Annotated in this window: 20 protein-coding genes; 12 read left to right on the top strand and 8 right to left on the bottom strand. The window is 70.8% G+C overall.

Translation table 11 applies throughout. The annotated features are described in order from the left end of the window. Window positions 1-61: 61 nt before the first annotated feature. Both FB600_RS09315 and FB600_RS09310 read left to right on the top strand, forming a co-directional pair. Window positions 62-1,654 carry an ABC transporter substrate-binding protein gene (locus tag FB600_RS09315; RefSeq protein WP_145756613.1) on the top strand — a complete coding sequence of 531 codons (1,593 nt, stop codon included), beginning with the start codon at window positions 62-64 and terminating at the stop codon, window positions 1,652-1,654. 213 nt (window positions 1,655-1,867) lie between these two features. Continuing rightward, window positions 1,868-3,475, top strand: a complete 1,608-nt coding sequence (locus tag FB600_RS09310; RefSeq protein ID WP_105820974.1) for an ABC transporter substrate-binding protein — start codon at window positions 1,868-1,870, stop codon at window positions 3,473-3,475. A gap of 45 nt (window positions 3,476-3,520) precedes the next feature. On the opposite strand, the gene FB600_RS09305 is transcribed toward FB600_RS09310, so the two are convergent. Then, window positions 3,521-5,170 (bottom strand): hypothetical protein, encoded by a 1,650-nt coding sequence (locus tag FB600_RS09305; protein WP_145756611.1) that lies wholly within the window; start codon window positions 5,168-5,170, stop codon window positions 3,521-3,523. A gap of 210 nt (window positions 5,171-5,380) precedes the next feature. On the opposite strand from FB600_RS09305, the gene FB600_RS09300 reads away from it, so the two are divergent. The 5 genes from FB600_RS09300 to FB600_RS09280 all read left to right on the top strand — a co-directional run bounded on the left by FB600_RS09300 (window position 5,381) and on the right by FB600_RS09280 (window position 9,672). Then, on the top strand, window positions 5,381-6,451 hold the full coding sequence (locus FB600_RS09300) for an ABC transporter permease (protein WP_098182797.1): 1,071 nt from the start codon (window positions 5,381-5,383) through the stop codon (window positions 6,449-6,451). A 49-nt stretch (window positions 6,452-6,500) separates the two neighbouring features. Then, a complete protein-coding gene (gene nikC, locus FB600_RS09295) occupies window positions 6,501-7,442 on the top strand; it encodes a nickel transporter permease (protein WP_145756609.1) in 942 nt (313 codons plus the stop codon). Further along, on the top strand, window positions 7,432-8,337 hold the full coding sequence (locus tag FB600_RS09290) for an ABC transporter ATP-binding protein (RefSeq protein WP_409995214.1): 906 nt from the start codon (window positions 7,432-7,434) through the stop codon (window positions 8,335-8,337). Before nikC ends, FB600_RS09290 begins: the two co-directional genes overlap by 11 nt. Before the next feature lie 65 nt (window positions 8,338-8,402). Then, window positions 8,403-9,158, top strand: coding sequence for an ABC transporter ATP-binding protein (locus FB600_RS09285; RefSeq protein WP_096752831.1), 756 nt, complete (start codon window positions 8,403-8,405; stop codon window positions 9,156-9,158). A gap of 259 nt (window positions 9,159-9,417) precedes the next feature. Beyond that, entirely contained in the window at window positions 9,418-9,672 is a 255-nt protein-coding gene (locus FB600_RS09280; protein ID WP_096750867.1) for a GlsB/YeaQ/YmgE family stress response membrane protein, read from the top strand. Window positions 9,673-9,986: 314 nt separating this feature from the next. On the opposite strand, the gene FB600_RS37690 is transcribed toward FB600_RS09280, so the two are convergent. After that, a complete protein-coding gene (locus FB600_RS37690) occupies window positions 9,987-10,118 on the bottom strand; it encodes a hypothetical protein (RefSeq protein ID WP_261383359.1) in 132 nt (43 codons plus the stop codon). Here FB600_RS37690 and FB600_RS09275 point away from each other — a divergent pair. Continuing rightward, window positions 10,117-10,506 (top strand): type 1 fimbrial protein, encoded by a 390-nt coding sequence (locus tag FB600_RS09275; protein WP_145756605.1) that lies wholly within the window; start codon window positions 10,117-10,119, stop codon window positions 10,504-10,506. The two genes, FB600_RS37690 and FB600_RS09275, sit on opposite strands and share 2 nt — an antisense overlap. A gap of 39 nt (window positions 10,507-10,545) precedes the next feature. Here the strand turns inward: FB600_RS09275 and FB600_RS09270 are convergent, their stop codons facing one another. The 3 genes from FB600_RS09270 to FB600_RS09260 form a co-directional block, all read right to left on the bottom strand. Beyond that, window positions 10,546-11,418, bottom strand: a complete 873-nt coding sequence (locus FB600_RS09270) for a LysR substrate-binding domain-containing protein (protein ID WP_013689994.1) — start codon at window positions 11,416-11,418, stop codon at window positions 10,546-10,548. Window positions 11,419-11,686: 268 nt separating this feature from the next. Beyond that, the gene (blaPEN-N, locus tag FB600_RS09265; protein WP_145756603.1) at window positions 11,687-12,601 is read right to left on the bottom strand and encodes a PEN-N family class A beta-lactamase; all 915 of its coding nucleotides are present in this window, start codon (window positions 12,599-12,601) and stop codon (window positions 11,687-11,689) included. Window positions 12,602-12,900: 299 nt separating this feature from the next. Next, a complete protein-coding gene (locus tag FB600_RS09260) occupies window positions 12,901-13,479 on the bottom strand; it encodes a murein hydrolase activator EnvC family protein (protein WP_013689992.1) in 579 nt (192 codons plus the stop codon). A 448-nt stretch (window positions 13,480-13,927) separates the two neighbouring features. Here FB600_RS09260 and FB600_RS09255 point away from each other — a divergent pair, with 448 nt between their 5' ends. The 4 genes from FB600_RS09255 to FB600_RS09240 all read left to right on the top strand — a co-directional run bounded on the left by FB600_RS09255 (window position 13,928) and on the right by FB600_RS09240 (window position 18,059). Then, window positions 13,928-14,839, top strand: coding sequence for a LysR family transcriptional regulator (locus FB600_RS09255; RefSeq protein ID WP_145756601.1), 912 nt, complete (start codon window positions 13,928-13,930; stop codon window positions 14,837-14,839). A 180-nt stretch (window positions 14,840-15,019) separates the two neighbouring features. After that, complete coding sequence (locus FB600_RS09250; protein ID WP_098152044.1) at window positions 15,020-16,141, top strand: carbon-nitrogen hydrolase family protein; 1,122 nt, start codon at window positions 15,020-15,022, stop codon at window positions 16,139-16,141. Then, on the top strand, window positions 16,138-17,172 hold the full coding sequence (locus FB600_RS09245; RefSeq protein ID WP_096750863.1) for a threonine aldolase family protein: 1,035 nt from the start codon (window positions 16,138-16,140) through the stop codon (window positions 17,170-17,172). The genes FB600_RS09250 and FB600_RS09245 overlap by 4 nt, the downstream gene beginning before the upstream one ends. After that, a complete protein-coding gene (locus FB600_RS09240) occupies window positions 17,169-18,059 on the top strand; it encodes a PhzF family phenazine biosynthesis protein (RefSeq protein WP_186128819.1) in 891 nt (296 codons plus the stop codon). Before FB600_RS09245 ends, FB600_RS09240 begins: the two co-directional genes overlap by 4 nt. A 28-nt stretch (window positions 18,060-18,087) precedes the next feature. Here FB600_RS09240 and FB600_RS09235 read toward each other — a convergent pair whose 3' ends face one another. The 3 genes from FB600_RS09235 to FB600_RS09225 form a co-directional block, all read right to left on the bottom strand. Further along, the gene (locus tag FB600_RS09235) at window positions 18,088-19,614 is read right to left on the bottom strand and encodes a PLP-dependent aminotransferase family protein (protein ID WP_261383358.1); all 1,527 of its coding nucleotides are present in this window, start codon (window positions 19,612-19,614) and stop codon (window positions 18,088-18,090) included. Between the two features lie 115 nt (window positions 19,615-19,729). After that, window positions 19,730-20,479 (bottom strand): sulfite exporter TauE/SafE family protein, encoded by a 750-nt coding sequence (locus FB600_RS09230; RefSeq protein WP_145756595.1) that lies wholly within the window; start codon window positions 20,477-20,479, stop codon window positions 19,730-19,732. Window positions 20,480-20,786: 307 nt separating this feature from the next. Further along, window positions 20,787-21,944: a porin gene (locus FB600_RS09225; protein WP_145756593.1), complete on the bottom strand. Its 1,158-nt coding sequence runs from the start codon at window positions 21,942-21,944 to the stop codon at window positions 20,787-20,789. Window positions 21,945-21,976: the final 32 nt, after the last annotated feature.

The following is a 21,976-nucleotide window of genomic DNA, read 5'->3' as shown; positions in this document are numbered from 1 at the left end:
CGCCGGCCCCACCTCCATTCAATGAGAGAATCGCGCTTTCCCCTTCTCCGACGGAGCCCGCATGAAGCGTCTGCTGTCCACGCTCGCCATCACCGCCGCGCTCGCGACGGCGCTCTCGCCTGCCGCCCCGGCCGCCGCCGCGACGCCGCCCGGCATCTTCGTGATCGCCACCCAGATCGGCGAGTTCACCACGCTCGATCCGGCCGAGATCTACGAGCTGGTGCCGTCCGAATACGTCGCCAACACCTACGAGCGGCTGGTGCGCGTCGACCTGCGCGACCCGACCAAATTCGAAGGCCGCATCGCGCAGTCGTGGAGCGTGGGCGCCGACGGCACCACCTACACCTTCAAGCTGAAACCGGGCCTCAAGTTCCATTCGGGCAACCCGGTGACGGCCGACGACGTGGCCTGGTCGATCCAGCGCACGGTGCTGCTCGGCAAGGGCCCGGCCGGCGTGCTGGCCGACCTCGGCCTCACCAAGGACAACGTGATGCAGAAGGTGCGCGCGGTCGACGGCGCCACCGTGAGCCTGCAGACCGATCGCAAGACCGCGCCGAGCTTCGTGCTCAACGTGCTGAGCGCGGGCCCCGCCTCGATCGTCGAGCGCAAGCTGCTCGAATCGCACGCGAGCGGCGGCGACTACGGCAATGCCTGGCTCAAGACCAACGACGCCGGCTCGGGCCCGTACCGGCTGGTGAAGTGGTCGCCCAACGAAAGCATCGTGCTGCAGCGCTTCGACGGCTACCCCTCGCCCTATCCGATGAAGCGCGTGGTGCTGCGCCATGTGCCCGAGGCCTCGGCGCAGCGGCTGCTGCTCGAGAACGGCGATGTCGACGCGGCGCGCAACCTGAGCCCGGACAGCCTCGCCAGCCTGGCCAAGGCCGGCAAGATTCAGGTCAGCGCCACCCCGGTGGCCGCGCTGATGTACCTGAGCCTGAACACCAAGAACCCGAACCTCGCCAAGCCGGAAGTGCAGCAGGCGATGAAGTGGCTGGTGGACTACCAGGGCATCCAGCGCAACATCCTCGCCAGCACCTACAAGGTCCACCAGACCTTCCTGCCCGACGGCTTCCTCGGCGCGCTCGACAGCAACCCTTACCATCGCGACGTGGCCCGCGCCAAGGCGCTGCTGGCCAAGGCCGGCCTGCCGAACGGCTTCGACGTGAGCATGGACATGCCGAACGACTACCCCTTCGTCGAGATCGCGCAGGCCCTGCAGGCCAACTTCGCGGCCGGCGGGATCCGCGTCAAGCTGATCCCGGGCGACGCCAAGCAGGCGATCGGCAAGTACCGCGCGCGCCAGCACGACATCTTCATCGGCGAGTGGTCGCCCGACTACATGGACCCGAACAGCAACGCGCGCGGCTTCGCCTGGAACCCCGACAACTCCGACAACGCGCCCACCCGCATGCTGGCCTGGCGCAATGCCTGGAACATTCCCGAGCTGACGCGGCAGACCGATGCGGCGCTGGCCGAACCGTCGGCCACCCGGCGCGCGAAGCTGTACCAGCAGTTGCAGCAGTCGGTGCTCACGAATTCGCCCTTCGTGATCCTGTTCGAGAAGGTGGTGCAGGTGGCCACGCGCCCCGGCGTGACCGGCCCCGAGATCGGCCCGATCAACGACCTCACCTCGTATCGCACGCTGAAGAAATAAGCGTGCCCGGGCCCGGCCGCGCCGGGCCCGGCACTCACGCGGGCGGCCCGTGCCGGCGCCGCCCCGCGCCCGTCGCTCCCCTCCCGTCGAATTTTGGCCGGTTCCGGTCGCCCCCCGCTCTCTGCTTTAATACGGCAGGCCCGTGCCGTCGCCGGGCAGGCCGCGTTCCGCTCGTCATCCCGCCAGCCTCAGGTTCCGAACCATGGAGTGTGTATGAAGCCCCGCATGTCCTCGCTTGCCGCGTTGCTCGCCGCCTCCTCGACCTGCTTCGCGCTGGCCGCCGTGCCCGCCGGCGAGGCGCAGGCCGCCACGCCGAAGGACATGTTCGTGATGGCCACCCTGCTCGACGAGTTCTCGACGCTCGACCCGGCCGAGGTCTACGAGCTGGTGCCGGAGGAATACATCGCGAACGTCTACGACCGGCTGGTGCGCGTCAATCTCGCCGATCCCTCGAAGTTCGACGGCGACATCGCGCAATCGTGGAGCGTCGACGCCGAGGGCACCGGCTTCACGTTCCGGCTGCGCGACGGCCTGCGCTTCCATTCCGGCAATGCGCTGACGGCCGAGGACGTGGCCTGGTCGATCCAGCGCGCGGTGCTGCTCGACAAGGGCCCGGCCGCGGTGCTGGCCGGCATCGGCCTGAACAAGGCCAACGTGATGCAGAACGTGAGCAAGCTCGACGATCACACCGTGATGATCCGCACCGATCGCAAGTACGCGCCGACCTTCGTGCTGAACGTGCTGGGCTCCTGGCCGGCCTCGGTGGTCGATCGCACGCTGCTGCTCGCGCAGCAGCAGAACGGCGACTACGGCAACGGCTGGCTCAAGACCCACGAGGCCGGCTCGGGCGGCTACCGGCTGGTGAAGTGGACGGCCGGCGACAGCCTGGTGCTGCAGCGCTTCGACGGCTACCGCCTGCCGCTGGCGATGAAGCGCATCGTGCTGCGACACGTGCCCGAGGCGGCCACCCAGCGGCTGATGCTGGAGAGCGGCGACATCGACGCGGCGCGCGACCTGAGCCCCGACGACCTGGCCGCCGTGGTCAAGAGCGGCAAGGCCAGGGTGGCGGCCTCGCCGCAGGCCACCCTGCTCTATCTCGGCCTGAACACCAGGAATCCGACGCTGGCCAGGCCGCAGGTGCAGGAAGCGCTCAAATGGCTGGTCGACTACCAGGGCATCCAGCGCAACGTGGTGAAGACCACCTACCGCGTGCACCAGAGCTTCCTGCCCGACGGCTTCCTCGGCACGCTCGACAGCAATCCCTATCATCTCGACGTGGCGCGCGCCAAGGCGCTGCTGGCCAAGGCCGGCGTGCCGAACGGCTTCGCGGTGACGATGGACGTGCGCAACGACTACCCGTACACCGAGATCGCCCAGGCGATCCAGGCCAATTTCGCGCAGGCGGGCATCAAGCTCACGCTGATCCCCGGCGACAACAAGCAGACGCTGGCCAAGTACCGCGCGCGCCAGCACGACATCTACATCGGCGACTGGTCGGCCGACTACATCGACCCGCACAGCAACGCGCAGGGTTTCGCCTGGAATCCCGACAATTCGGACAACTCGAGCTTCAAGATGCTGGCCTGGCGCAATGCCTGGAACATTCCCGAGCTAACCAGGCAGACCGACGCGGCGCTGGCCGAACCCTCGCCCACCCGGCGCGCGCAGCAGTACCAGGCGATGCAGAAGGCGGTACTGGCGAATTCGCCCTTCGTGATCCTGTTCGAGAAGGTGGCCCAGGTGGCGACCGCGCCGGGCGTGAGCGGGCTGGCGGTGGGACCGATCAACGACCTGGTTTCGTATCGGCAGTTGAAAAAGTAAGGCGCGCGGCGGCGGGACAGCCGGCCGCCGGCGCGCATCGCCATCTCATTGGATCGAGAAGGACAGCGGCACCGCCGTATAGCGCGTGCGCGGCGGTCGACCGGCCGGCGGGCAATCCGGGTCCTGACCGGGAGTACACACATATCGCTGCTGGAACACCAGCCACGGCGTCTGTCCCACCAGCGCGCCGGTCGAGGCCCTGTCGTCCTGGCTATTCTGGATCTGGCCGACATCCAGCAAGGATGCGTAATTATTCGCCGTCCACCCCGTCGCCGGCGCGCTGTTGAAGATCGGCACGCCGAAGCTGACCGGCTGCGACCAATGCACGAAATCCTTCGACAGCGCGTAGGCGATCATCGCGGGCGCGTTGGCGGCGCTGCTCGACGGCGCCGCGCCGACCACGATATAGGCCTGGAAGGTCGTGCTGTAACCGAGATAGAACGGAAAAATGCCGCCCAGCCCGTTCGCATCAACGCAATCCGCGCCGTGCGGTGTATCGATCGTGTAGGCGCTGCCATCCCAACCTTTCCACCCGGCCGGATTGCCGATGTCCTGGGTTCGGATCGGGCAGCGTCGATCGCCACCCGAGGCGAGATTGTCGACGGTCAGCGCGTAGTAGTAGCCATCGCCACCCGACACGATATTGGTGTTGGTGAAATAGCCGGCCGGCCGGCCGAGGTTCGGCACATATGCTGCCTGCGGACGAGCCGCGACATGCTGGGGGGCTGCACCGATCAGCGAAAAGCTGGCGCTGCCCGCCGGCATCCTGGCGATGCTCAGCGAGGCGTAGGTACAGCCGAGCGCGTTGATCGGCGTGCCGGCCGGCTGGCCGAGGCTGCATCCGGCCGAGGACGGGATCAGGAAATTCGCATCGGGGTACCGGCCGCCGTAGTACTCGTTGTGCACCAGCGAATACACGTCGCCGTTGGCCGCCTTGTAAAAGCCGGCCAGCCACATATTGCCCTCAAAGGCGTTGCTGTCGACATTCTGCGGACTCGCCAGCGTCGGCGCGCAATTCGCATGAAATGGCTGCACCTCCGCTCCCTGAGCGTTCATCTGCCCCGTCACCAGGTAGTTGAGATCCCGGCCGTCGTCGGACAGGACCGGAAACCTCAGCAGCACGCCGTTGCCGTCGGGCGAGGGAAAGCTGATCGGATAGAGCGCCGTGTCGATCAGGGGCGCGCAACCCGAGCCCGAATCGTAGAAGGTGTCGTAGACCACCAGCGAGGTGCCGGTCGCCACCGAGCCTGGATACACCGCGCCATTCGGGTTGGCCGGGATCCGGAACGATGCGCCCGCCGACAACTGCGTGCCGCCCGTCGGCAGGATCCCGTAGGCGAACACCGACGAGCCCGCCAGGTACTGGCTCGAAGCGAGCGTGACCGAAAAGCGGTAGTTGGCACCGCCGGTACCGCATTGCGAGGCGATCGCCGGCTCGCTCGGCTGGTTCGCCGCGAAACGCCCGGCGAAGAAGCCGGAAGCACCCGCCTGGGGCGAATAGGGCTGGTTCAGGTAGAGATCGACCTGGATCGGCGCGGGATTGCCGACCTGGCAGGTCCATCCAGACAGCACCGGATTGCCCGACGCATCCCTGCCGAAACCGTCGACCCCGCCGATGACCTGCCCCGCCGCCAGTGCGCTGCCGCAGAACAGGCCGCAGCAGATTGACAGCAGTAACGAGCCGATTGCTCTCATGATCTTTCCCTCGTGTCGTGTTCATGGTGGCGAACGACCGCCCCGCGCCCTCATCGCGGATCGTCGCCCACGCGAATGATAGGCGAACACGACGGCTTGCCCAACCGCGATCCGCCCACCCGGTTTTCGCGCCCCCGCGCATCCGGCATACTTCGGGTTCGCGCCGCTGGCCGCGCGAACGATTTCACCGCCCAGGAGATGCCCCGCCCGATGTCGTCCCCCTCCACGCTGTTCGACTCGCTGCGCACGCTGCCCGCGCGGCAGCCGCTCGCGCGCTGGGCGCTGCGCGTGCTGCGCTGGGCGCTGACGCTGGCCGTCACCTTCGCCGGCCTGCTGGCGCTGACCTTCGTGATCGGCCGCAAGGTGCCGATCGACCCGGTGCTGGCGGTGCTCGGCGATCGCGCCTCGGCCGCCGCCTACGCGGCCGAACGCGCCGCGCTCGGGCTGGACAAGCCGCTGCTCACGCAGTTCGCGATCTACGTGCGCGACGTGCTGCACGGCAACCTGGGCACCTCGCTGCTGACCTCGAACCCGGTCGGCGACGACATCCTGCGCGTGTTCCCCGCCACCCTCGAACTGGCAACCATCGCCACCCTGATCGGGATCGGCATCGGCGTGCCGCTCGGGGTGGCCGCCGCGGTGCGCCACAACCGCCCGATCGATCACGTGGCGCGTTTCGTCGGCCTGATCGGCAGCTCGGTGCCGGTGTTCTGGCTGGGCCTGATGGGCCTGCTGCTGTTCTACGCGAAGCTGCACTGGGTGGGCGGCCCGGGCCGGCTCGATCCCGCCTGGGACGGCATGGTCGACACGCGCACCGGCATCCTGCTGATCGACGCGGCGCTGGCCGGCGAATGGGAAGTCTGGCGCAACGCGGTCTCGCACATCGCGCTGCCGGCCGCGATCCTCGGCTACTACTCGGTGGCCTACCTGAGCCGCATGACACGCGCCTTCATGCTCGAGCAGCTCAGCCAGGAATACATCGTCACCGCGCGCGCCAAGGGCGTGCCCGAGCGCCGCGTGATCTGGCGCCACGCCTTCGGCAATATCGCCGTGCCGCTGCTGACCGTGATCGCGCTGACCTACAGCAACCTGCTCGAAGGCTCGGTGCTCACCGAGATCGTGTTCGCCTGGCCCGGCATCGGCTCCTACCTGACCGGCGCGCTGCTCAACGGCGACATGAACGCGGTGCTGGGCTCGACGCTGGTGATCGGCGCGATGTTCATCACCCTCAACCTGCTGACCGACGCGCTCTACCGCGTGTTCGATCCGCGCGCGCGCTGACGCCGGCCCGCTCCGTGCCCGCGCGCCTGGCCGCCTCCACCGGACTCCGATGACCCAGCCTCCCGCTCCTCCCCAAGCTTCCCCGCCCGCCGGCCGCTGGCGCGCCTGGCTGCTCAGCGAGACCCCCGCCTCGCGCCGGCAGGCCTCGCTGGGCCTGGCCTGGCGACGCTGGCAGCGCTTCGCGCGCAATCCGCTGAACCTGCTGGGGCTGGCGATCCTGGCCGCGCTGGTGCTGGTGGCCCTGCTCGCGCCGCTGCTGATGCCGCACGACCCGCTGCGCCAGGTGCTGAACGACCGGCTGCTGCCGCCCGGCACGCCCTCGCACTGGCTCGGCACCGACCAGCTCGGGCGCGACATCCTCTCGCGCATGATCGGCGGCTCGCGCATCACGCTCGGCATCGCGATCCTGGTGGTGGCGATCGTGGTGCCGATCGGGGTGCTGATCGGCACCACCGCCGGTTTCATCGGCGGCTTCGTCGACAGCATCCTGATGCGCCTCACCGACATCGCCCTGGCCTTCCCGAAGATCGTGCTGGCGCTGGCCTTCGCGGCCGCGCTCGGGCCGGGCATCGTCAACGCGGTGGTGGCGATCTCGATCACGGCCTGGCCGGCCTATGCGCGGCTCGCGCGCGCCGAGACGATCCGCACCGCGCAGGCCGACTTCATCCATGCCGCACGCCTGCAGGGCGCCTCGGGCTGGCGCATCCTGCGCCGCTATATCGTGCCGCTGTGCCTGTCCTCTGTGATCGTGCGCGCCACGCTCGACATGGCCGGCATCATCCTGACGGTGGCCGGGCTCGGCTTCCTCGGCCTCGGCGCGCAGCCGCCCAGCCCGGAATGGGGCTTCATGGTGGCCTCGGGCCGCAACGTGCTGCTCGACGCCTGGTGGGTGGCCACCCTGCCCGGCGTGGCGATCCTGCTGGTCAGCCTGGCCTTCAACCTGCTCGGCGACGGGCTGCGCGACGTGCTGGACCCGCGCCATGGAGCCTGACGCGATGCAGACGCCCGCCATCGGCAACACCCCGCCCGCCGCCGCGCCGCTGGTCGAGATCGACGGGCTGCGGATCGGCTTTCGCGGCCACGACGGCCGGCTCGCGGACGCGGTGCGCGACCTCTCGCTCACGCTCGCGCCGGGCGAGCGGCTCGGCATCGTCGGCGAATCGGGCTCGGGCAAGTCGCTGACGGGCCGCGCCCTGCTCGGCCTGCTGCCGGGTGCCGCGCAGTGGTCGGCGCGCGCCATGCGCTTCGCCGGCCGCGACCTGCTGACGATGCGCGAGGCCGAGCGGCGGCGCCTCTGCGGCGCCGAGATCGCGATGATCCTGCAGGATCCCAAGTACTCGCTGAACCCGGTGATGACGGTGGCCCGGCAGATGGCCGAGGCGTTCCGGCTGCGCGAGCCGGGCCTGAGGGGACGCGCGCTGCGCGAGCGCATCGTGGCCGCGCTCGAGGCGGTCGAGATCCGCGATCCGGCGCGCGTGGCCGATGCCTATCCGCACGAGCTGTCGGGCGGCATGGGGCAGCGCGTGATGATCGCGATGATGGTCTCCACCGGGCCGCGCCTGCTGATCGCCGACGAGCCGACCTCGGCGCTCGACGTGGCGGTGTCGATGCAGGTGCTGGCGGTGCTCGACGCGATGGTGGCCAGGCACAACAGCGGCCTGCTGTTCATCAGCCACGACCTGCCGCTGGTGATGTCGTTCTGCGATCGCGTGGCGGTGATGTACGCGGGGCGCGTGGTGGAGACCTGCGCGGCGCGCGATCTGGCCCACGCGAAGCATCCCTACACGCGCGGGCTGCTCGGCGCGACGCCGCCGCTGGCCGCGCCGCCCGAATCGCTGCCGGTGCTGGCGCGCGATCCGGCCTGGCTGAAGGAGGTGCAGCAATGATGCCGGAACACGGGATCGAGGCAGGCGCGGCACTGCCGATCGAGCCGGCCGAGCCGGCCGAGCCGATGATCGCGGTGCGCGAGGCCTCGGTGCGCTTCGCCACGCGCGGCGGCCACGTCGACGCGCTGCGCGGCGCGAGCTTCGCGGTGGCGCGCGGCGGCGCCTTCGGGCTGGTCGGCGAATCGGGCTCGGGCAAGTCCACCGTGCTGCGCGCGCTGACGGGCCTGGTCCCCACCTCGGCCGGCTCGCTGGCGATCGACGGCCGCGCCGTGCACGGCCGGCTCGACCGCGCCTTCCGCCGCGACGTGCAGATGGTGTTCCAGGACCCCTATGCCTCGCTGCATCCGCGCTTCACGGTGGACGAGACGCTGCGCGAGCCGCTGGCGATCCACGGCATCGCCGACGCCGATACGCGGATTCCGCGGGCGCTGGCCGAGGTCGGGCTCGGCGGCAGCTTCCGCTTCCGCTATCCGCACCAGCTTTCGGGCGGCCAGCGCCAGCGCGTGGCGATCGCGCGCGCGCTGATCGTCGAGCCGCGCGTGCTGCTGCTCGACGAACCGACCTCGGCGCTCGACGTCTCGGTGCAGGCCGAGATCCTGAACCTGCTGCGCCGCCTGCATCGCGAGCGCGGGCTGACCATGCTGCTGGTGAGCCACAACCTGGCCGTGGTCGGCTTCCTCTGCCAGCGGCTCGCCGTGATGCAGCATGGGGAGATCGTCGAGCAACTGACGGTGGAGGCGCTGCGCGCGGGACAGGTGGCGAACGCGTACACGCGTACCCTGCTGCGCGCCACCGACGGTTATCGGCGCGCCGGCGGCTGAAGCCGGGGCGCAAGCTTGCGGTGGCGGCGCTTGCGACTGCCATGGCGGTTGCGGCGCGGCAGCCGCCGGCGTCATGCGCGGCACGCGCCACCTCGCGGCGCAGCATGCTGCGTGGCCAGCCGGGTACGCGAGAGTGGCGAACCCGATCGCGGCTGGCGTAAGATCGCACGGCAAGCCCGGCCGAACCGCGACGAACCCGATCCGAACTTCGCGCGCGCCGGCCGGTCCATGCCTTTTCCCAACCGCTAGAGGAGCGCCCGTGATTCATCTCATCGAAACGCTCGTGGTCGGCCTGGTCGTCGGCCTGCTCGCCCGCGCGCTGAAACCCGGCGACGACAAGATGGGCATGGTGATGACCATCGTGCTCGGCATCGTCGGCTCGGTGATCGCCGGCTACGTCGGCCGCGCCGCCGGCTGGTACCAGCCCGGCCAGGGCGCCGGCTGGATCGCCTCGATCATCGGCGCGATCGTGCTGCTGGTGATCGTCGGCGCGGTGCGCAAGCGCGCCGGCTGAACCAGCCCGGCGGAACGCCGTCGGCTCGGCGGCGTTCCGCTCCCTCCACCGCGCCACGGCCGTTGCGCGTACAACCAAGCCGGCCTGCCTCCCCTCCCGACCGAAGAACCCCTCTAGAACACCGCCCGGCCGGCACCGCCACCAGGTCCGGCGGCATCTCGCATGTGCTTGCGGCGGCCCGCGATCGTCGACGATCCGCGTTCTTGCCGTCCGTTGCCGTCCCTTTCAGCACACGAATTCGCGTCGCCGCCGGCTCGATCGAAGCGGCCTGACATCGGCCCGACCATCTCCTAGCATTGAAGCAGCGAACTTTGTCAAAAAACGTCAAAAATCCGCTCAAGGCAACCGCCCTGGATGCCGTCAATGCGGGTGAGCAGGCCGTCGTCGGCGAGTGTCCCGCCGCGACGTGCCAACAAGTCCGACCCCACCGATTCGGAGTCCGTCATGATCGCCCGTTCGTCGCTGCCGTCGCTATCGTCTGCGCGTGGTTTTCCGAGTCTTGCGAATCCGTCAGGATGGCGGCACCTCGCCGTCCTGACGCTCGCCGCCTGCGCGCTGCTCGCGCTGCCCGGCACCGCCGCGCATGCGCAGGGCGGCACCATCCAGTTCAGCGGGCGCATCGTCGAGCCGCCCTGCTCGTTCCAGGTCGATGCCGCCGCCACACGCGTGCAACCGAACTGTGCCAGGCCGGCCTTCGGGCAGGTCGGCTTCGTCGACCTGTACAGCGGCCGCAAGCTCGGCTCGTCAACGCTGACGATCGCCTCCGCGCCGTTCGCCATCCCGGGCCAGGGCACCCGGCGCAACCCCATGATCGTGACGGTCGACTATCGTTGAGCGCGCATCGAGGCGCATCCCGTGCTCCGCCGCCGCGGCTCAGTCGCGGTGCGCCGCCAGCCAGTCGCTGAACAGGTCCAGCTTCGGCTGGGCCGCGTTGCGCGCCGGGCAGACGAAGTCGTAGCGCGCGCCGGTGCCGAGCACCGCCTCGAAGGGCCTCGCCAGGCGCCGCGCGGCCACGTCGTCGGCGATCAGCGTGACATCGCTGATGGCGATGCCGAAACCCTGCATGGCGGCATTGGTGGCCAGGTCCAGCGTGTCGAAGCTCGGCCCGCGCGCCGGATCGATGCCCTCGATGCCGGCATGGGCCAGCCATTGGCGCCAGTCGCGATGGTCGCGGGTGGGATGCAGCAGCGTGTGGCGCGCCAGGTCGGCACCCGAGGCGATCGGCCGCTCGGCCAGCAGCTCGGGCGCGCAGACCGGCGTGAGCCGCTCGGCGAACAGCGGCACGACGCGCACCTCGGGCGTCGCCGCCATGCCGTAGACGATCGCCGCATCGAAGGGCTCGGTCGCGAAATCGACGTCGTGCCGCCAGGTGGTGGTCATCTGCACGTGCAGGTCCGGATGCTCGGTCTGGAACTGCATCACCTTGGGCAGGATCCAGCGCATCACGCAGGTCGGCACCTTCAGCGCCAGGTCGGTGCGCTGGCGCGTCAGGCGCCGCGAGACGTCGTCGATGCGCGCGAAGCTCTCGCTGACCACCGGCAGCAGTTGCTCGCCCTCGGGGGTGAGCGCCAGCCCCTTGGCGCGCCGCACGAACAGCGGGAAGCCGTAATGCGCCTCGAGCGACTGGATCTGGCGGCTGACCGCGCCCTGGGTCAGGCACAGCGCCTCGGCCGCGCGCGTGAAGTTCAGGTGGCGCGCGACCGTGACGAAGACCTGCAGGGCATTGAGCGGCGGAAGACGATGCATGGCTGGCGCGAACGGAAGACGGGCGCGCCGGCCGATGCGGCGCGCAAGGCGCCAAGATAAGCGATCCGGGGGTTTTGCGCGAGGAGCGCGCGGTGGCGTGGACGATCGGCGCCGGCCGGGGCGGGCTCGGCGTGACTTGCGGCACCCGCCGCGGCGAGCGCTCGTCCGCGCCGGCGCCGGCCGCTTCCGGGCGCCGTGCGCGCCCGGTTTTCGGCACGCCGGAGAAGCGCTCGGATGTTCAGGTTCAGGTGCTCAGGCGCTCACGCGTTCAGGCGAAGGTGGCGGTGACGATGCGCGCGACCGCGGCAAGGGTCGCGTTGTCGTATTTCGCGTCCTTGCCCGGGCGCGTGGTGTAGACCGTCAGCACCACCGGCTGGCGGCTCGGCGAATACAGCACGGCCACGTCGTTGGCGGTGCCGTAGTCGCCGCTGCCGGTCTTGTCGGCCACCCGCCAGCCGGCCGGCACGCCGGCACGGATCCGCGTCTCGCCGGTGGTATTGCCCAGCATCCAGGTCACCAGTTGCGCGCGGCCGGACGGATCGAGCCCGTCGCCGAGCGTGACGCGGCGCAGCGTGTCGGCCATCGCGGCCGGCGTGGTGGTATCGCGTTCGTCGCCGGGCACCGCTTCGTTCAGCTCGGTTTCCAGGCGATCGAGGCGGAAGCTGGCGTCGCCGATCGAACGCGCATAGGCCGTCACCGCGGCCGGATCGCCGATCAGCCGGATCAGCAGGTTGGCCGCGGTGTTGTCGCTGTACTGGATCGCGGCGGCGCACAAGGCCGCCACCGTCATGCCGGTGGCGAGGTTTTTCTCGGTGACCGGCGAATAGCTCACCAGGTCGTGCCGCGTATAGCGGATCACGCTCGACAGCAAGCGCGCGTCGCCGGTCGCGCGCGCCAGCACGGCCGAGACCAGCACCACCTTGAAGGTGCTGCACAGCGCAAAGCGCTCGTCGGCGCGGTGCAGGATTCGCCGGCCGCTGCCGGTGTCGATCGCGCTCACGCCGATGCGCCCGCCGAAGCTGCTTTCGAGCGCCGCGATCTGCCGGGCCGCGTCGCGAGTCCGGGCGTCTTCCTTCACGCCGTCCTTCTTGCCGTCCTGATGGCCAACCACGGCGCAGGCGGCAAGAACGGGAGCGGAAACGGCGGCGAGCAGCAGCGAACGGCGGAGCGGGGAATGGGTCATGACGGGTCGATGTCTCGATCGGTGGTTCAGGGGTGGATCGGCGGCATGGCGCGAGATGGCCGGCGCCACCGCCGGGCATCGTCGGTCGCGATACTCACGATGCCGGATCGGGTAGACCGCGGCGAGGCGGCAATGGTTCGCGCCGCGCCGCCGATGGTTCGGCCCCGGCTCCGGACGCGATCAGGCGAAATGGCAGCGGATCGCGCGGCGCCGAGCCGGGTTGGGCCTGAGCGCGGAAATCCGCGCGGCCAGCCAGGCCGCAGGAAATCCCGCGCCGACGCCGGGCCAAGCGCACCCGGTCAACTCTCGCGCGCCGGCAGGTAGGCGACCGGATCGACCGGCTTGCCGTCGCGGCGCACCTCGAACAGCACGGCCGTGCCGCGCACCCAGCCCGCGCCGCCGGCTTCGGCGATCGGCTCGCCCTGCCGCACGATATCGCCGGTCTTCACCAGCAGGCGGCTGCCGCGCGCATAGGCGGTCAGGAAATCGGCGTTGTGCTGCACGATCACCAGCGAGCCGTAGTCGTTCAAGCCGGTGCCGGCATACATCACGCGGCCGTCGGCGGCGGCGCGCACCGGCTCGCCCGAGCGCACCGAGATCCCGATGCCGCGATTGCGCCCCGGCTGGAACGGCTCCACCACCGGGCCCTCGGCCGGCCAGGCCAGCGTGACGCGCTGCGCATGACGGCGCGTGGCGCGCATGATCTGCGCGACGTCGGCCGCCGAGGGCGCGGCGGCCGGCACGGCAACGGCGCCGCTCGCCAGCGTGTCGCTCGGCGGCACCGCCTCGCGCTGCGTGGCGCAGCCGGCGGCGGCGCACAAGGCCGCGATCGCGGCGGCGCGCGCGGCGCCTCGGAACATCGTCTGCCTGGGGTTCATGCGATGGAATTCATGTCTGGCGAGGATCTCGGTCCTGGGGCCGCCAAGCTTCTCAAAATTGGCGGCCCAGACCTGTAACCGGATGCAAGCAAGCATGACAAATTGCGGCGGCGGCCCGGCGCCGCGCTCAGCCGAGCCGCTCGAGCAGCGTGTGCCAGGCCGTCGCCAGGCCGATGCAGAGCATCAGGATATGCAGCGCGAGCTTGAACGAAACGAACCAGTCGGGACCGACCTGCATACCCACCTCCTGGCATGGACGGAAAACGAGGAAAGCCCGTGGCCGGGCCATGAGGCGCATGATCGGCGAGCGCGGCCGCGCCGACCATGCGGATCTGTCGAAGCGATCCTCAGGCAATGACTGACGCCCGCGCCGCGCGAAGCCTGCTACCGTATCGCCGGCCGCGGCGCGTCGCGCCCGACGGCCGCCCTCCCCGCAACGGAACCCCACATGCGATTCGATCTCACCGACCTGCGCCTGTTCCTGAACGTCTGTCAGGCGGGCAGCATCACCGGCGGCGCCGAGCGCACCCACATCACCCTGCAATCGGCCAGCGAGCGGATCCGCGGCATGGAGGACACGCTCGGCGTGCCGCTGCTGCACCGCACGAAGAGCGGCACCCTGCCGACCGACGCGGGCCGCTCGCTCGAGCATCACGCGCGCACCGTGCTGCAGCAGATCGACCAGATGCACGGCGAGCTGCAGCAATACGGCAACGGCCTGCGCGGCCGGATCCGGCTGCTCTGCAACACCGCCTCGCTCAGCGAGTACCTGCCCGACGCGCTCGCGGCCTACCTGCCGCGCCATCCGCGCATGTCGGTCAGCGTCGAGGAGCGCTCCAGCGAGGAGATCGTCCACGCGATCCGCAGCCGCACCGCCGAGGTCGGCATCGTCGCCGATTCGGTCGGGCTGGAGGGGCTGGAACAGAAGCCGTTCCGCGAGGACTGGCTGCTGGTGGTCGCCGCGGCCGGGGATCCGCTGGCGCGGCGCGGCTCGGTGTCGTTCGACGAGATCGTCGACGCGGAATTCGTCGGCCTGACCGAAGGCAGCGCCCTGCACGTGCACCTGGCCGACCAGGCCCGCGCGCTCGGCAAGCGCATCACCTACCGCGCCCAGTTGCGCAGCTTCGACGCGATCTGCCGCGTGATCGAGAGCGGGGTCGGAATCGGCGTGGTGTCGCGCCATGCCGCGCAGCGCGCGATGGCCAGCATGAAGCTGGCCACCGTCGGGCTGACCGACGCCTGGGCCTACCGGCGGCTGGTGCTCTGCGCGCGCGATTTCGAGGCACTGCCGAAATACACGCGCGAGTTCGTCGATTTTCTCAGCGAGGGCGGCCCGGCGGAAGAACCGGCGCCCGGCTGAGCCGCCCGGTCGAGCGGCTGATCGAGCGGCTGGCTGGGCAGTCGACTGAACGGCTCATCGAGCAACCACCGCGAGCGCCCGTCCCGCCGCCCTGTTCCAGCGGAATCGCCGGGCTCTGTGCATCGACACGCCGCGGCGGCGCGCCCGACAATGGCCGCTGTCTCGTCACTCCCGTCGATCATGAATTCCTACCCGGCATTTCGCGCGGCCGCCTGCCATGTCGCGCCCTGTTACTTCGATACGCCGCGCACCGTCGACAAGGCCTGCGCGCTGATCGCCGAGGCCGCCGCCAACGGCGCGGCCCTGGTGGCCTTCCCGGAAGCCTTCGTGTCGGCCTTCCCGGTCTGGTCGGGCGTGTTCGCGCCGGTCGACGTGCATCCCTTCTTCGAGCGCCTGGCCGCCAGCGCGATCCGCGTGCCCGGCCCCGAGGTGCGGCAGTTGCAGGAGGCCGCGCGCCGCCACGGCGTGATCGTCTCGATCGGCATCAACGAAGGCACGCATGTCAGCCCGGCCTGCATCTGGGACAGCAACCTGCTGATCGGCGCGGACGGCCGCCTGCTGAACCGCCATCGCAAGCTGGTGCCGACCTACTGGGAGAAGCTGACCTGGGCCAACGGCGACGGCAGCGGCCTGCGCGTGGTGGATACGCCGCTGGGCCGGATCGGCGCGCTGGTATGCGGCGAGAACACCAATTCGCTGGCGCGCTTCGCGCTGCTGGCGCAGGGCGAGAACGTCCATATCTCCTCGTTCTCGCCGCGCTGGCCGACCCACCCGCCCGGCGAGGGCGGCTACGACCTGGAGGCCGCGATCCGGCTGCGCGCGGGCGCCCATGCCTTCGAGGGCAAGCTGTTCAACATCGTCGCCTCGGGCTTCCTGCCGCCGGAGGCGATCGACCTGATCGCGCGCGACGACGCCCGCGCGCGGCGCCTGCTGGAGGAGTCGCCCAAGAGCGTGTCGATGATCTTCGGGCCGAACGGCACGGTGATCAGCGAGGTGCTGCGCGACGAGGAAGGCATCGTCTATGCCGATATCGACCTGGCCCGCTGCGTGGTGCCCAAGCAGTTCCAGGACGTGGTGGGCTACTACAACCGCTTCGACGTGTTCGAGCTGCGCGTGAACCGCCGCGCGCTGGCGCCGGCCAGCTTCCACGACGGCTTCGACGGCGCGGCGAGCGTCGCTGGCGCATCGGGCGCGGCCGACGAGGCGCTGTATGCGCCCTTCGTGCCGGATGCTGCGCCGGACGTCGTGCCGGGTGCCGATGCCGGCGCCGGTGCCGCCTGGCCCGCCGAGGCGTCGCGATGATCGATCTCTACAGCGATACCCAGACGCGCCCCACCGCGGCGATGCGCGCGGCGATGGCCGCCGCGCCGGTCGGCGACGAGCAGGCCGACGAGGACCCGACCACGCGCGCGCTCTGCGAACGCGTGGCCGCCCTGCTCGGCTGCGAGGCGGCGGTGTTCATGCCGTCGGGCACCATGTGCAACCTGGTCGCCACCCTGGTCCACACGCGTCCCGGCGACGAGCTGATCGCCGACGCCGGCGCCCATCTCTGCGCGACCGAGGCGGCCGGCGCCTCGGCCATCGCGGGCGTGGCGGTCGCGCCGCTGGTCACGCGCGACGGCATCTTCACGGCCGAGCAATGCCGCGCCGCGATCCGCGCGCCCTCGCGCACCGCGCCGCGCTCGGCGATGGTGTCGATCGAGCAGACCACCAATTTCAGCGGCGGTGCGATCTGGCCGCTCGACACGCTGCGCGCGGTACGCGACGTGGCCCATGAAGCCGGCCTCGTCGCGCACCTGGACGGCGCGCGCCTGCTGAACGCCTCGGTCGCCACCGGCATCGCCGCCGCCACCTACGCGCAAGGCTGGGACAGCGCCTGGCTCGATTTCAGCAAGGGGCTGGGCTGCCCGGTCGGCGCGGTGCTGGCCGGCAGCGCGCGCTTCGTGCGCGAGGCCTGGACCTGGAAATACCGGCTCGGCGGCGCGATGCGCCAGTCGGGGATCCTCGCGGCGGCGGCGCTCCATGCGCTCGACCATCACGTCGAGCGGCTCGCCGACGATCACGCGCATGCCGCGCTGATCGCGGCGCGCCTGGCGGCGGCGCCCGGCCTTCGGCTGGAGGCAAATCCGCAAACCAATATCCTGCTGTTCGCGCTGCCCGGGCTGCCGATCGGCGCGCGTGCCTTCGCCGAGCGCGCGCTCGCGCGCGGCGTGCGGATTCGCGCGCTCGACGACACGCGGATCCGCGTCACCACGCATCTCGACGTGAGCCGTGAGGATTGCGAACGGGCTGGCGAATGGCTCGCGGAACTCGCCGAGGAGGCCGCGTCGTGAACGCCACGCTGTTTCTCGTCGACGTGTTCACGCGGCGCGCGCTGCTCGGCAATCCGGTCGCCGTGGTGCTGCCCGACGTGATGCCCGACGCGGCGCGCATGCAGGCGCTGGCCGCCTGGAACGGCATGCCGGAAACGGTGTTCGCGATGCCGGCGCCGGATGGCGAGGCAGCGCGCGGCGGCGCGGACTACCACGTGCGGATCTGGTCGCCCCGGCGCGAACTGCCCTTCGCCGGCCATCCCTCGATCGGCACCGCGCGGGCTCTGCTCGCCGCCGGGCTGGTGACACCGCGCGCGGGCCGGCTGGTGCAGCAGAGCCCTCATGGGCAGGTGACGATGCGCGTCGACGACGGCGACGACGGCAGGATCTGGTTCGAGACGCCCGAGCCGCGTATCGAGCCGCTCGATGCGCAAGGCGCGCGCGAGGTGCTCGGTGCGCTCGGCGCAAGCGGCCGACACGCTGACATGGCTTGCGTGGCGGCCGGCCCGCGCTGGCTGGTGGTCTGGTTCGAATCGGCGGAAAAGCTCGACGCGTTGGCGCCGGAGCTCGATGCCGTCGAGCGGTTGAGCCGTCGCCACGAAGTGTCGGGCATCACGGCGGTGGCGCCCGGCCGGCACGGCGCGGCCGATTTCGAACTGCGCTCGTTCGGCCCGGCGATCGGCGTCGACGAGGATGCCGCCTGCGGCGGCGGCAATGCCTGCGCGGCCGCGATGCTGGCGGCGAAGGGGCGATGGCCGGCACGTGGCAATGGCGCGGTCGCGACGGCGTCCCAAGGGCGCCATCTCGGCCGCGACGCGAGCCTCTTCTGGCGCCGCGCCGAGGATGGGCCGCGCTTCGAGATCGGCGGTCACGCGGTGCTCGTCTCGCGCGGCTCGCTGAGCCTCTGAGTGCCCGGCGGCGCGGGCGCGTGAAGAACTAGCCCGCCATCTCCGCGATCAGCGCGGCCAGCCGCGTGAGCGCCGCGCGCCGCGCATCGTCGAGCGGGTAGCCGCAATTGAGCCGGATCCGGTCGTCATGGACGCGCTCGGGCGCGAACAGCGTGCCGGGCGCGAAGGCGATCCCCTCGCGGCCCGCGCGCCGCGCCAGCGCCTCCGACGACACCCCTTCCGGCAGCCCCACCCACAACAGGTAACCGCCTTCCGGCGCCTCCACCAGCGTGCCTTCCGGCACGCGAGCACGCAGGTGCTCGACCGTCTCGTCGACCTGCGCGCGGCAACGTGCCCGCAGCCGCCGCAGATGATGCCGATAGCCGCCGCCGTCGAGGAACTGCCCGACGGCCTCCTGGATGATCAGCGGCTGGCCGACGCTCATGGTGCGCTTGAGTTCGACGATCTCGCGGTGGAAACGCCCGCCGCTGACCCAGCCGAGCCGAAGCCCCGGCGCCAGCGTCTTCGACAGCGAACTGCAGAGCAGCACGTTGCCGTCGCGGTCGTAGGACTTGGCCGCGCGTTGCACGGACTCGAAATGCAGGTCGCTGAAGGTGGCGTCCTCGATCAGCGGGATCGCGCGCGCCGCCAGCCGCGCGACCAGCGCGGCGCGCGTCGGGTCGTCCAGGCTCGCGCCGGTGGGATTGCTGACCGCCGTCGACAGCAGGCAGGCGCCGATGCGCCGTTCGTCGGCAAGCCGCTCGATCTCGGCCAGCGCCTCGCCGGCGCGGCCGTCGAAGCGGATCGGCACGGGCTGCATGCCGAGCCGCGCCAGCGTCGAGAGGAAGCCGTAATAGGCCGGCGATTCGACGATCACCGCATCGCCGGGCCGCGCCACCGTCTGCAGGCACAGGCCGAAGGCCTCGACGCAGCCATTGGTGACCAGCACCTCGTCGGCGCCGAAGTGGCAATTCCAGTTCGCCGCGTGCGAGGCCAGGCTGGCGCGCAAGCGCTCGGCGCCGGGCGAGAACGACACCGCGGCGAGCAGCCCGCCATGGCGGCGCGCCGTGGAGGCGATGCTGCGCGCCAGCGCCTCGACCGGGAACAGCGCCTCGCCGCACAAGGCGGTGCCGAACGACACCACGCCGGGACGGCCTTCCATGTCGCCGAGCGCGATGGGGTCGAGCGCGATGGGGTCGAGCGCGTCGTGCTCGAGTCCGTCATCGCCGAGCTGCGTGGGATCGACGCCCGGCCAGGGCGCGGCGCCCCGGCCGGCCGCCTCGCTCGCGCGCGTCACGACCTGCCGCGGTTCGCCCGCCGGGCTGCTGACGAAATAACCCTGCTTCGGCCGGCTCTCGATCAGGCGCCGATCCTCGAGCGCCCGATAGGCGGCCAGCACCGTGGTGACGCTGACCGAGCGGCTGCGCGCCAGCTCGCGCACCGAGGGCAGGCGCTGCCCGGCGCTCCAGAGGCCGGCCCCGATCTCGCCGGCCAGATGCTCGGCGAGCGCGCGGTGCAGGACCTGCGGGGTATCGCGGGCGGAATCGTCGGGGCGAGGCTTGGCGTGATGTCCCATGTATCTCGGCGGCGCGCGCGGCGCGATGAAGTCGGCGGCGGCAGCCTGCCATGATGCGCCCGCGAGCGCGGGCGCCGACAAGGATGCGGGGTTTTCGCCGGCCCGGCAACCGGCTTTAGGCATGCGCGGGCGCGATCGCCATGTAGAGCCCGAGCACCACCAGCCCCGCGAAGAACACGCGGCGGAAAGCGCGCTCGCCCACCCGTGCGCGCAGCACCTGGCCGCCCGCCATGCCGAGCAGCGCCGGCACCAGCGCGAACGCCGACATGCCGACGTCGACCGGTTGCAGGCTGGCGCTCCAGGCCAGTTGCGCGGCCAGCGCCAGGGTCGAGGCCGTGAAGGACAGCCCGAGCGCCTGCACCAGCTCGTCCTTGTCGAGCTGCAGGGCCTGCAGGTAAGGCACGGCCGGCATCACGAACACGCCGGTGGCGGCCGTCACCGCGCCCGTCAGATAGCCGACCAGCGGCGACAGCCAGCGCTCGTGGCGGCCCGGCGCCGGCAGGCGCGCGGCGGCCAGGCCCCACAGGCCGTACAGCGCGACCACCGCGCCGAGCGCGTCGCGAGTCCAGGGGGCGGCATGCGCCAGCGACGGCAGGCCGCCGGCAAAGGTGCCGAGCGCGAGCCCGGCGAGCAGCGTGGCCAGGCGCCGGGCCAGCGCGCCGAACGCGGGGCCGCGCAGCAACTGCCAGACATTGGTGACCAGCGAGGGCACCACCAGCAGGCTGGCGGCCGCGGCGGGCGGCATCGCCAGCGTCAGCAGGCCCATCGCGATGGTCGGCAGGCCCAGCCCGATCATGCCCTTCACCACCCCGGCCAGGGCGAATACCGCGACGACGATCGCGAGCGTCGAACCATCATTGTTCATGGAACATCCTGCGCAGGGATTGGGTTTTCAAGGGACGAATGCCGCGATGCTGAGGGCATCGCCACGGCCCGGCCATCTGGTTTTGCCTGAGCCTGGCTCGGGTAGGCTGGGCGGCCGGCTTGCCGGACTGATCGGCCGGCGCGCAGCGCCGTTGGCGGTGGCTTGGCGCCGCAGACCGTTAGTTGCGATCGAGATGAAAACAAAAACGCGTCGCCGGCAGGCTTCGCCGGATCGACGCGTCAGAGGAAAGGGAAATCGGCGCGGCAAGCGGCGAACGGCGCCGGCCAGCGCCCCGCCGCTTGCCGGATCAGAACTTGTGCCGGATCGCCGCGCGCACCGAGAACTGGCTCGACGAGGCCGAGGGGCCGTCGGTGCCGACCAGGTAGGCGCCGTCGAACACGCTGCCCGAGGCGGCGCCGCCCACGCGCTGCCAGGCGCCCTGCAGGTAGACGTCGGTCTGCTTGGACAGGCTGTAGTCGGCCATCAGCCCGACCGTGTGGTAATGCGGCTTGGCGCTGCCGTCGGCCGCGTCGAAGGTGCCGCTGGTGTAGGTGTATTGCGCGCCGACGAAGAAGGCCGGCGTGAGCTGGTACTTGCCGTTGATCTCGAAGTTGTCGAATTTGGTGGCGGTCAGCCCGAGCCCCGACAGCGTGCCCGAGGGCAGGTAGGCGATGGCGACCGGGTTCTTCAGGTCGGTCTTGGTGTAGACGAAGCCGACCGTGGTCTCGCCGAAGGTGTAGTTCACGCCGCCGCCGAAGATGCGCAGGCGATCGGCCGTGAAATTGGCGTCGTTGCTCGCCACCGCGCCGTCGGCCGTGCGGCCGGGGTTGTCGGCCTGCAGATACGCCGCGCCGACCTGCAGGCCGCCGAACGCGTAACGCGCCCCGGCGCTGTACTGGCGATTGTTGGCGAAGCCGGTCTCGTTGCTGAAGCTGTAGACGCCGCCGAAGCTCAGGCCGCCGAAATCGGGGCTGGCGTACTTGACGGCATTGTTGGCGCGCACCGTGTTGTCGGCGTTGTCGTTGTCGAACGGATGCGACATCAGCATGCCGCCCCAACTGCCGGCCGCCGTCAGCGGCGCGAGGTAGTCGACCACCGAATCGTATTGGCGGCCGAAGCTCAGCGCGCCGTATTGCGCGTGGGTGAGCCCGACGAAAGCCTGGCGGCCGAACATCCGGCCGCCGTCGCTGAGCGTGCCGTTGCTCAGGTCGAAACCGTTCTCGAGCGCGAAGATCGCCTTCAGGCCGCCGCCCAGGTCCTCGGCGCCGCGCAGGCCCCAGCTGCTGCGCTGGGCAAAGCCGCTGGCCAGCGCGTAGACGCTGCGGTTGGTGCCGTTTACGCCGACATTGTTCGTATAGTTGACGCCTTCGTCGATCACGCCGTAGAGCGTGACGCTGGACTGCGCCCAGGCGGGTGCGGCCAGCGTCATCGCGACGGCAGCGACGGGCAGCAGGAACTTGTTCATCGTCGACAGTCTCCGAACCGGAAAACTGGAAT

The sequence above is a fragment of the Burkholderia sp. SJZ089 genome (assembly GCF_007828315.1).
GTDB lineage: Bacteria > Pseudomonadota > Gammaproteobacteria > Burkholderiales > Burkholderiaceae > Burkholderia > Burkholderia gladioli.
Note: the sequence above shows the minus strand (reverse complement) of the source record. Positions and strands in the feature narration are given on the sequence as shown.

Bases quoted from the DNA above. Each gene is read 5' to 3' on its own strand.
- FB600_RS09255 (WP_145756601.1), top strand. From the start codon at position 13,928: ATGCGATTCGATCTCACCGACCTGCGCCTGTTCCTGAACGTCTGTCAG.
- FB600_RS09290 (WP_409995214.1), top strand. From the start codon at position 7,432: ATGGAGCCTGACGCGATGCAGACGCCCGCCATCGGCAACACCCCGCCC.
- FB600_RS09305 (WP_145756611.1), bottom strand. From the start codon at position 5,170: ATGAGAGCAATCGGCTCGTTACTGCTGTCAATCTGCTGCGGCCTGTTC.
- FB600_RS09275 (WP_145756605.1), top strand. From the start codon at position 10,117: ATGATCGCCCGTTCGTCGCTGCCGTCGCTATCGTCTGCGCGTGGTTTT.
- FB600_RS09310 (WP_105820974.1), top strand. From the start codon at position 1,868: ATGAAGCCCCGCATGTCCTCGCTTGCCGCGTTGCTCGCCGCCTCCTCG.
- FB600_RS09315 (WP_145756613.1), top strand. From the start codon at position 62: ATGAAGCGTCTGCTGTCCACGCTCGCCATCACCGCCGCGCTCGCGACG.
- nikC (WP_145756609.1), top strand. From the start codon at position 6,501: ATGACCCAGCCTCCCGCTCCTCCCCAAGCTTCCCCGCCCGCCGGCCGC.
- FB600_RS37690 (WP_261383359.1), bottom strand. From the start codon at position 10,118: ATGACGGACTCCGAATCGGTGGGGTCGGACTTGTTGGCACGTCGCGGC.
- FB600_RS09270 (WP_013689994.1), bottom strand. From the start codon at position 11,418: ATGCATCGTCTTCCGCCGCTCAATGCCCTGCAGGTCTTCGTCACGGTC.
- FB600_RS09300 (WP_098182797.1), top strand. From the start codon at position 5,381: ATGTCGTCCCCCTCCACGCTGTTCGACTCGCTGCGCACGCTGCCCGCG.
- FB600_RS09260 (WP_013689992.1), bottom strand. From the start codon at position 13,479: ATGAACCCCAGGCAGACGATGTTCCGAGGCGCCGCGCGCGCCGCCGCG.
- FB600_RS09225 (WP_145756593.1), bottom strand. From the start codon at position 21,944: ATGAACAAGTTCCTGCTGCCCGTCGCTGCCGTCGCGATGACGCTGGCC.
- FB600_RS09235 (WP_261383358.1), bottom strand. From the start codon at position 19,614: ATGGGACATCACGCCAAGCCTCGCCCCGACGATTCCGCCCGCGATACC.
- FB600_RS09250 (WP_098152044.1), top strand. From the start codon at position 15,020: ATGAATTCCTACCCGGCATTTCGCGCGGCCGCCTGCCATGTCGCGCCC.
- FB600_RS09245 (WP_096750863.1), top strand. From the start codon at position 16,138: ATGATCGATCTCTACAGCGATACCCAGACGCGCCCCACCGCGGCGATG.
- FB600_RS09285 (WP_096752831.1), top strand. From the start codon at position 8,403: ATGATCGCGGTGCGCGAGGCCTCGGTGCGCTTCGCCACGCGCGGCGGC.
- blaPEN-N (WP_145756603.1), bottom strand. From the start codon at position 12,601: ATGACCCATTCCCCGCTCCGCCGTTCGCTGCTGCTCGCCGCCGTTTCC.
- FB600_RS09230 (WP_145756595.1), bottom strand. From the start codon at position 20,479: ATGAACAATGATGGTTCGACGCTCGCGATCGTCGTCGCGGTATTCGCC.